The organism is Pseudomonas sp. W2Oct36, assembly GCF_041060465.1.
In the GTDB taxonomy this organism is placed as follows: Bacteria; Pseudomonadota; Gammaproteobacteria; order Pseudomonadales; family Pseudomonadaceae; genus Aquipseudomonas; species Aquipseudomonas graminis_B.
Genome location: NZ_JAUERW010000013.1, coordinates 154,765 through 162,788, shown reverse-complemented (window position 1 = coordinate 162,788; position 8,024 = coordinate 154,765). Strand labels below are relative to the sequence as shown.

The window sequence follows — 8,024 nt, the reverse complement described above, 5'->3', positions numbered from 1 at the left end:
CCGCCGCCATCCGCCATCCATGGCGGGGGGCGGCTCTCGCGGCATCCATGCCGCTCGGCCCACGGAGCGAGACCTGCGTTCAGCCTGCACCAAAGTCGCGATTGGCGGTGGCTGGACCTTTTGTGTTTGAAGGGCAAAAGCAGATCAAGAGCAAGATCAAAAGCTTCCCGGCTGAAGCCAGTCCTACAGGAGACCGCGTGCATACAGTGGGACCGGCTTCAGCCGGGAAAGCGTCGGTGGGCGCGCCGCGAAATTGATGGTGAATGAACCGGCCCCTTCCCGGCTAAAGCCAGTCCCACTAACAGACCGCGAGCACCCGTTGGACCGGCTTCAGCCGGGAAAGCATCGGTGGGCGCGCCGGGAAATTGATGGTGAATGGGCCGGCCCCTTCCCGGCTAAAGCCAGTCCCACCAACAGAACGCGCGCACCCGTAGGACCGGCTTCAGCCGGGAAGCTGTTGATCTTGATCTTCTACGCAGGAAGTCCAGACGACACCCATCGCGACTTGGGTTCAGGCTGAACGGAGGTTTCGCGGAGTGGGTCGAGCCGCAGGGATGCGGCGAGAGCGCCGTCAGGGCATGGATGCCCGTTCGGCGCGGGCCCTCGGAGCGGGACCGGAGTGAGGGGATTCCGACGAAGGAGGAACCAAACCAGGAGCAAGCACCCTTGGTTACTTGGGGATGGTGCGACTTTCGACTTTTCCAAGTAACTCGCCGAAGGCGAAACGTCTGCCCCTAGGCAGACGCTCTTGATCCTGGCGTACTAACTCACGCCGCAGATCCGGGGACAGATTAATTTACGGTGAAGCTATGTAAATAAATCAGTCCCCTACGAGAATAAATCAGTCCCCTACGAACAGTGATTACCGCTCGAGCAGAATACGAAGCATCCGACGCAACGGCTCCGCCGCGCCCCACAACAACTGGTCGCCCACGGTAAATGCGCCCAGATACTGCGAACCCATATTCAACTTACGCAAACGCCCCACCGGAATATTCAACGTCCCGGTCACCGACGTCGGGCTCAGCTCCTGAATGCTCGCTTCGCGATTATTCGGCACCAGCTTCACCCAAGGATTGTGCTGACTGATCATCCCCTCGATGTCAGCGATCGGCACATCCTTGTTCAGCTTGATGGTCAGCGCCTGACTGTGGCACCGCATCGCACCGATGCGCACGCAAATACCATCGACCGGAATCGGGCTCTTGAAACGACCCAGAATCTTGTTCGTCTCCGCCTGCCCTTTCCACTCCTCGCGGCTCTGACCGTTCGGCAGCTCCTTGTCGATCCACGGGATCAGACTGCCCGCCAGCGGCACCCCGAAATTCTCGGTCGGGAAACCCTCGCCGCGCATCGCGTCAGCCACCTTGCGGTCGATGTCCAGAATCGCGCTGACAGGGTTCGCCAGCTCGTCGGCCACCGACGCATTGATCGCACCCATCTGCTTGATCAGCTCACGCATGTTCTGCGCACCGGCGCCGGAAGCGGCCTGATACGTCATGACGTTCATCCACTCCACCAGACCGGCCTCGAACAGCCCGCCCAGGCCCATCAGCATCAGGCTGACGGTGCAGTTGCCGCCGATGTAATTCTTGGTGCCGGCATCCAGCTGCTGGTCGATGACCTTGCGGTTGACCGGATCAAGGATGATCACCGCATCGTCCTGCATGCGCAGGGACGACGCCGCGTCGATCCAGTAACCCTGCCAGCCCGCTTCGCGCAGCTTGGGGAAGACTTCGTTGGTGTAGTCGCCGCCCTGGCAGGTCAGCACCACGTCCAGGGTCTTGAGCTCGTCGATGCTGTAGGCATCTTTCAGCGGCGCGACGTCCTTGCCCACCGACGGGCCTTGGCCGCCGACGTTGGAGGTGGTGAAAAAAACCGGCTCAATGAGATCGAAATCCTGCTCTTCCAGCATGCGCTGCATGAGCACGGAACCGACCATCCCGCGCCAACCGACCAGACCTACACGTTTCATCGCAACTACACCTTAATTAAAAGTGGGGCCCCGACCGCAGAGAGCCACTGGGCTCAACCTGACAGTCGTGGGCCCGAGATATTACAGATTGCGCAGCGCGGCGACTACGGCGTCGCCCATTTCCTGCGTACCGATCCGGGCATTGCCCTCAGACCAGATGTCGCCGGTGCGCAAGCCCTGATCCAGCACCAGGCTCACGGCTTTCTCGATGGCGTCGGCAGCGGTGTGCTCGTTGAAGCTGTAACGCAGCATCATCGACACCGACAGAATCGTCGCCAGCGGGTTGGCCACGCCTTTGCCGGCGATGTCCGGGGCCGAACCGTGGCAAGGCTCGTACATGCCCTTGTTGTTCGAATCCAGCGACGCCGACGGCAGCATGCCGATGGAGCCGGTGAGCATCGACGCTTCGTCGGAGAGGATGTCGCCGAACATGTTGTCGGTGACGATCACGTCGAACTGCTTCGGTGCGCGGACCAACTGCATGGCAGCGTTGTCGACGTACATGTGGCTGAGTTCAACGTCCGGGTAATCCTTGGCTACCTGTTCGACGATTTCACGCCACAACTGGCTGGACGCAAGCACATTGGCCTTGTCCACCGAGCAGAGCTTCTTGCCGCGCACACGGGCCATGTCGAAGCCGACGCGGGCGATGCGGCGGATCTCGCTTTCGCTGTAGGGCAACGTATCGTAGGACTGACGCTCGCCGTTTTCCAGCTCGCGGGTGCCACGCGGGGCGCCGAAGTAGATACCGCCGGTCAACTCACGGACGATGAGGATGTCCAGGCCGGCGACGATTTCAGGCTTCAGACTGGACGCATCGGCCAGTTGCGGATACAGAATCGCCGGACGCAGGTTGGCGAACAGGCCCAGTTGCGAGCGGATCTTCAGCAGGCCGCGCTCCGGACGGATGTCGCGGTCGATGGCGTCCCATTTCGGGCCGCCCACGGCGCCGAGCAGCACGGCATCAACGGCGCGAGCGCGCTCGAGGGTTTCATCTGCCAGTGGTACGCCGTGTTTGTCGATGGCCGCGCCGCCGATAACGTCGTGGCTCAGTTCGAAACCCAGCTGATATTTCTCGCTGGCCAGTTCCAGCACCTTGACCGCCTCGGCCATGATCTCCGGACCGATACCATCACCTGGGAGAATCAGAATCTGCTTGCTCATAAAACCCTCGTTTCAGAATACGTGTCGAGCCGGTGATCGGTGCCGACTCGGGAGCGGCAAGCTCCAAGCGGTGAGCTGCAAGAATCAGCAGTCACACCGCGGTCAATTTGCCGCTTGCAGCTTGAAGCTTGAAGCTAATAACTGCCCCTCAGCGAAACAGCCACGGCTGCGAAGCGCGATGCTTGCTCTCGAACGCGGCAATCGCCTCGCCGTCCATCAGGGTCAGGCCGATATCGTCCAGGCCGTTGAGCAGGCAGTGCTTGCGGAAGGCGTCGATTTCAAAGTGGTAGACCTTGCCATCTTCACGGGTCACGGTCTGGGCTTGCAGGTCCACGTTCAACTGGTAGCCCGGCGTCGCCTCGACCACTTTGAACAGCTCATCGACTTCGCTTTCGCTCAGGATGATCGGCAGCAGGCCGTTCTTGAAGCTGTTGTTGAAGAAGATGTCAGCGTAGCTCGGCGCAATGATGCTGCGAAAACCGTACTCTTCCAGCGCCCATGGGGCGTGCTCACGGCTCGAGCCGCAGCCGAAGTTTTCCCGGGCCAGCAGGACGCTGGCGCCCTGGTAACGCTCGGCGTTGAGCACGAAATCCGGGTTCAGCGGACGCTTGCTGTTGTCCTGGTACGGCTGACCCACATCAAGGTAGCGCCACTCGTCAAACAGGTTCGGGCCAAAGCCGGTCCGGCGGATCGACTTCAGGAATTGCTTGGGGATGATCTGATCGGTGTCGACGTTGGCGCGATCCAGCGGAGCGACCAGACCGGTGTGTTGGGTAAAAGGCTTCATACGGGGCTCCTTATGCCTGGCTCATGGTGCGAACGTCGACGAAACGGCCGCTGACCGCAGCCGCTGCTGCCATCGCCGGACTGACCAGGTGAGTACGCCCACCGGCGCCCTGACGGCCTTCGAAGTTGCGGTTGGAGGTGGACGCGCAGTGCTCGCCGCTCTCCAGGCGGTCCGGGTTCATCGCCAGGCACATCGAGCAGCCCGGCTCACGCCATTCGAAACCGGCTTCGATGAAGACCTTGTCCAGCCCTTCCCGCTCGGCCTGTTCTTTCACCAGACCCGAGCCTGGCACGACGATCGCCTGCTTGATGGTCGACGCCACTTTGCGGCCTTTGGCGATGTCCGCTGCGGCGCGCAGGTCCTCGATCCGCGAGTTGGTGCACGAACCGATGAACACGCGATCCAGCTGAATGTCGGTGATCGCCTGATTGGCTTTCAGGCCCATGTACTTCAAGGCGCGCTCGATCGAGCCACGCTTGACCAGATCGGCTTCCTGCGCTGGATCGGGCACATGCTGATCCACGGCCACGACCATTTCCGGCGACGTGCCCCAGCTGACTTGCGGTTTGATCTGGGTCGCGTCGAGCTCAACCACGGTGTCGAACACCGCGTCGTCGTCGGACACCAGGTCTTTCCAGGCCTCGACGGCTGCGTCCCACTGCTCGGCAGTCGGTGCGAAAGGACGACCCTTCACGTAGGCAATGGTCTTTTCATCGGTCGCCACCAGCCCGACACGGGCGCCGGCTTCGATGGACATGTTGCAGATGGTCATGCGGCCTTCGACGGACAGGTCGCGAATGGCGCTGCCGGCGAATTCGATGGCATGGCCGTTGCCGCCGGCGGTGCCGATCTTGCCGATGATGGCGAGGACGATGTCCTTGGCCGTGACGCCGAACGGCAGCTTGCCTTCGACCTTCACTTGCATGTTCTTCATTTTCTTCGCGACCAAACACTGAGTCGCGAGGACGTGCTCGACCTCGGAAGTGCCGATGCCGTGGGCCAGCGCGCCGAATGCGCCGTGGGTGGACGTATGCGAGTCGCCGCAGACCACGGTCATGCCCGGCAAGGTCGCGCCCTGCTCCGGGCCGATCACGTGAACGATGCCCTGACGGATGTCGTTCATCTTGAATTCGGTGATGCCGTACTCGTCGCAGTTGTCATCCAGGGTCTTGACCTGCAAGCGCGACACTTGATCGACGATGGCGTCGACGCCGTCCTTGCGGTCGGGGGTGGTCGGCACGTTGTGGTCGACGGTGGCGACGTTGGCGTCGATGCGCCATGGTGAGCGTCCGGCCAGGCGCAAGCCTTCGAAAGCCTGAGGCGACGTCACTTCGTGGATGATGTGACGGTCGATGTAGAGCAGCGCAGAGCCATCGTCGCGCTGCTTGACCAAATGCGAATCCCAGAGCTTGTCGTAGAGCGTTTTGCCGGCCATCAGACGGTTCCTCATCAGCGTATTTCTATGCCCCGGCCGCCGATGTCGAGATGACACCGTAAAGACCCTTGGCTTGTGGGGGTGATGCTATGGAATATGCTTAAATAACTCAAATTCATATTTTTCATGCTTTGCATAACCAACAGGAATCCGAGATGGATCTGGCTAATCTCAATGCCTTCATTGCCATCGCCGAGATGGGCAGCTTCTCGGCCGCTGCCGAGCGCCTGCACCTGACTCAGCCGGCGGTCAGCAAGCGCATCGCCGGCCTGGAGCAGCAACTGGACGTGCGGCTTTTTGATCGGCTGGGCCGTGAGGTCAGTCTGACCGAAGCCGGACGCGCCCTGCTCCCCCGCGCTTATCAGATCCTCAATGTGCTGGACGACACCCGTCGCGCGCTAACCAACCTGACCGGCGAGGTCACCGGGCGTCTGACCCTGGCGACCAGTCACCACATCGGTTTGCACCGGTTGCCTACGCTGTTAAGGGCGTTTACCAAGACCTACCCGGACGTCGCGCTGGACATTCAGTTTCTCGATTCGGAAGTGGCCTACGAAGAAATCCTCCACGGCCGTGCGGAGCTGGCGGTGATCACCTTGGCACCCGAGCCCCACGCGCTGGTGAAAGCCGTCAAGGTCTGGGACGACCCGCTGGATTTCGTCGCCGCGCCCGAGCACCCGCTGGCGACCCGAAAAAACGTCAGCCTGGCCGACCTCACCCGCTACCCGGCGGTGTTTCCGGGCGAGAACACCTTCACCCACCACATCGTCAGCGAGCTCTGTGAGTCGCAGGGGCTGAAGCCGAATATCGCCATGAGCACCAACTATATGGAGACGATCAAGATGATGGTGTCCATCGGACTGGCCTGGAGCGTGCTGCCCCGGACCATGCTCGACGAGCAAGTCACCCCCATCCCGTTGCCGGGTGTCCAGTTACGGCGGCAGTTGGGGTATATCGTCCACACCGAACGCACGCTGTCTAACGCGGCGCGGGCGTTCATGGCGTTGCTGGATGCGCAAGCTGCAGGGCTGGAGCAATCGCCCGCGCGCTGAGCGCGCACAAAAAAGGCGCCCCGCAGGGCGCCTTCTTACGCTGACTCTGGATCAGTGAGTCAGGGTTTTCTGGGCATTGATCTGGATGCGTTTTGGCTTGGCCTCTTCAGGCACCAGACGCAGCAGGTCAATGTTCAACAGGCCATTGGCCAAAGCAGCGTTCTTGACCTCAATGTGGTCAGCTAGGCGGAACGACAGCTTGAAGGCACGCTGGGCGATGCCCTGGTGCAGGAAGGTCACGCCTTCCGCCGTATTCTCGCGCTTGTTGCCGGTGACGGTCAGTACGCCCTTCTCGACTTGCAGCTCCAGATCTTCCTCCTGGAAACCCGCGGCCGCGATGACAATGCGGTATTGGTCATCAGCGTGTTTCTCGACGTTGTAGGGAGGGTAGCTGCTGGCCGACTCGTTGCGCGCCGCCGACTCGAACAGGTCATTGAAGCGGTCAAAGCCAACGGAGTGACGGAACAGTGGAGCCAGGGAAAATGCAGTAGTCATCTGAAAATCTCCTGATAAATCAGCAAGTGGTTATCGCCGCGACCCGACTTCGGCATCGCGTCATCCCAAAATAGGGACGGTCATTTGCGTTTCAAGAGTCGTGCAAAAAATTTTCAGGCGGCTTCCGGCACGCTCACGCCGAGCATCTGGCTGATCCGCTCGCAGTCGGTTTCGCGGCGCAGGGCATCGAACAGGACGGTCGCTTCGGGGTAGCTTTTGGTGAGCAGGACCACCCACTGCTTGAGGCGGCCCGGCGCTTGAACGCGGGTCATCTTGGCCATGGCCTGCAACCAGAAATCCCGCAGCAGGGGCTGCAATTCGGCCCAAGTCATGGGGATGACCTCACGCCCGGCTTGCGCCGCGGCGATCTGCCGGCCCAGGTCCGGACGCGCCACCAGACCGCGACCGATCATGATGTCGCGGGCGCCACAGATCTCCCGGCAGCGGCGCCAGTCGTCGACGGTCCAGATCTCGCCGTTGGCGATGATCGGAATCTTCACCACGTCCTGAATCTTGCCAATCCACTCCCAGTGCGCCGGCGGCTTGTAGCCGTCGACCTTGGTGCGGGCGTGGACGACGATGTGCTCCGCGCCGCCCGCTTCCAGGGCCCGGGCGCAATCCAGCGCCGGTTCGGTGCTGTCGTAGCCCAGGCGCATCTTGGCGGTGACCGGAATGTGCGCAGGCACGGCGCGGCGTACGTGACTGAGGATGGTGTGCAGCAGCTCCGGCTCCTTGAGCAACACCGCCCCGCCTCGGGATTTGTTGACGGTCTTGGCGGGGCAGCCAAAATTCAGGTCGATAACCGGCGCCCCCAGTTCGGCCGCGAAGGCTGCGTTCTCGGCCAGACATACCGGGTCCGACCCCAGTAGCTGCACACGCAAGGGCACGCCGGCGCGGGTCTTCGAGCCCTGCAACAGCTCGGACGCGAGCTTGTGGAAGTAATGCTCCGGCAACACGCGCTCGGTCACCCGGATGAATTCGGTCACGCACCAGTCGATGCCGCCGACTTGCGTCAGCACGTCACGCAGGATGTCGTCGACCAGGCCTTCCATGGGTGCCAGGGCAATTTGCATGGGGTCACACTCGAAAAAAAGTCCGGCAGTTTACGCAGAGGCC

The 8,024-nt window shown here is 61.7% G+C and carries 7 protein-coding genes; 1 reads left to right on the top strand and 6 read right to left on the bottom strand.

Going from position 1 to position 8,024, the window contains the following annotated elements; genetic code table 11:
• Positions 1–862 precede the first annotated feature (862 nt).
• The 4 genes from asd to leuC form a co-directional block, all read right to left on the bottom strand.
• Complete coding sequence (gene asd, locus QWI18_RS17690) at positions 863–1,975, bottom strand: aspartate-semialdehyde dehydrogenase (RefSeq protein ID WP_296308735.1); 1,113 nt, start codon at positions 1,973–1,975, stop codon at positions 863–865.
• An 81-nt stretch (positions 1,976–2,056) separates the two neighbouring features.
• Entirely contained in the window at positions 2,057–3,139 is a 1,083-nt protein-coding gene (gene leuB / locus QWI18_RS17685) for a 3-isopropylmalate dehydrogenase (protein WP_296308737.1), read from the bottom strand.
• A gap of 148 nt (positions 3,140–3,287) precedes the next feature.
• A complete protein-coding gene (gene leuD, locus QWI18_RS17680) occupies positions 3,288–3,926 on the bottom strand; it encodes a 3-isopropylmalate dehydratase small subunit (RefSeq protein ID WP_065986057.1) in 639 nt (212 codons plus the stop codon).
• A gap of 10 nt (positions 3,927–3,936) precedes the next feature.
• Entirely contained in the window at positions 3,937–5,361 is a 1,425-nt protein-coding gene (gene leuC, locus QWI18_RS17675; RefSeq protein WP_296308740.1) for a 3-isopropylmalate dehydratase large subunit, read from the bottom strand.
• Between the two features lie 155 nt (positions 5,362–5,516).
• Between leuC and QWI18_RS17670 the strand changes: the two genes are divergently transcribed.
• The gene (locus QWI18_RS17670) at positions 5,517–6,413 is read left to right on the top strand and encodes a LysR family transcriptional regulator (RefSeq protein WP_369319397.1); all 897 of its coding nucleotides are present in this window, start codon (positions 5,517–5,519) and stop codon (positions 6,411–6,413) included.
• A 51-nt stretch (positions 6,414–6,464) separates the two neighbouring features.
• Here the strand turns inward: QWI18_RS17670 and QWI18_RS17665 are convergent, their stop codons facing one another.
• A complete protein-coding gene (locus tag QWI18_RS17665; RefSeq protein ID WP_296308742.1) occupies positions 6,465–6,908 on the bottom strand; it encodes an Hsp20 family protein in 444 nt (147 codons plus the stop codon).
• 113 nt (positions 6,909–7,021) lie between these two features.
• On the bottom strand, positions 7,022–7,981 hold the full coding sequence (locus tag QWI18_RS17660) for a tRNA-dihydrouridine synthase (protein WP_065986053.1): 960 nt from the start codon (positions 7,979–7,981) through the stop codon (positions 7,022–7,024).
• Between the last annotated feature and the right edge of the window lie 43 nt (positions 7,982–8,024).

Excerpts from the sequence above, each read along its gene's own strand:
- asd (WP_296308735.1), bottom strand. The coding sequence starts at position 1,975 with ATGAAACGTGTAGGTCTGGTCGGTTGGCGCGGGATGGTCGGTTCCGTG.
- leuB (WP_296308737.1), bottom strand. The coding sequence starts at position 3,139 with ATGAGCAAGCAGATTCTGATTCTCCCAGGTGATGGTATCGGTCCGGAG.
- leuD (WP_065986057.1), bottom strand. The coding sequence starts at position 3,926 with ATGAAGCCTTTTACCCAACACACCGGTCTGGTCGCTCCGCTGGATCGC.
- leuC (WP_296308740.1), bottom strand. The coding sequence starts at position 5,361 with ATGGCCGGCAAAACGCTCTACGACAAGCTCTGGGATTCGCATTTGGTC.
- QWI18_RS17670 (WP_369319397.1), top strand. The coding sequence starts at position 5,517 with ATGGATCTGGCTAATCTCAATGCCTTCATTGCCATCGCCGAGATGGGC.
- QWI18_RS17665 (WP_296308742.1), bottom strand. The coding sequence starts at position 6,908 with ATGACTACTGCATTTTCCCTGGCTCCACTGTTCCGTCACTCCGTTGGC.
- QWI18_RS17660 (WP_065986053.1), bottom strand. The coding sequence starts at position 7,981 with ATGCAAATTGCCCTGGCACCCATGGAAGGCCTGGTCGACGACATCCTG.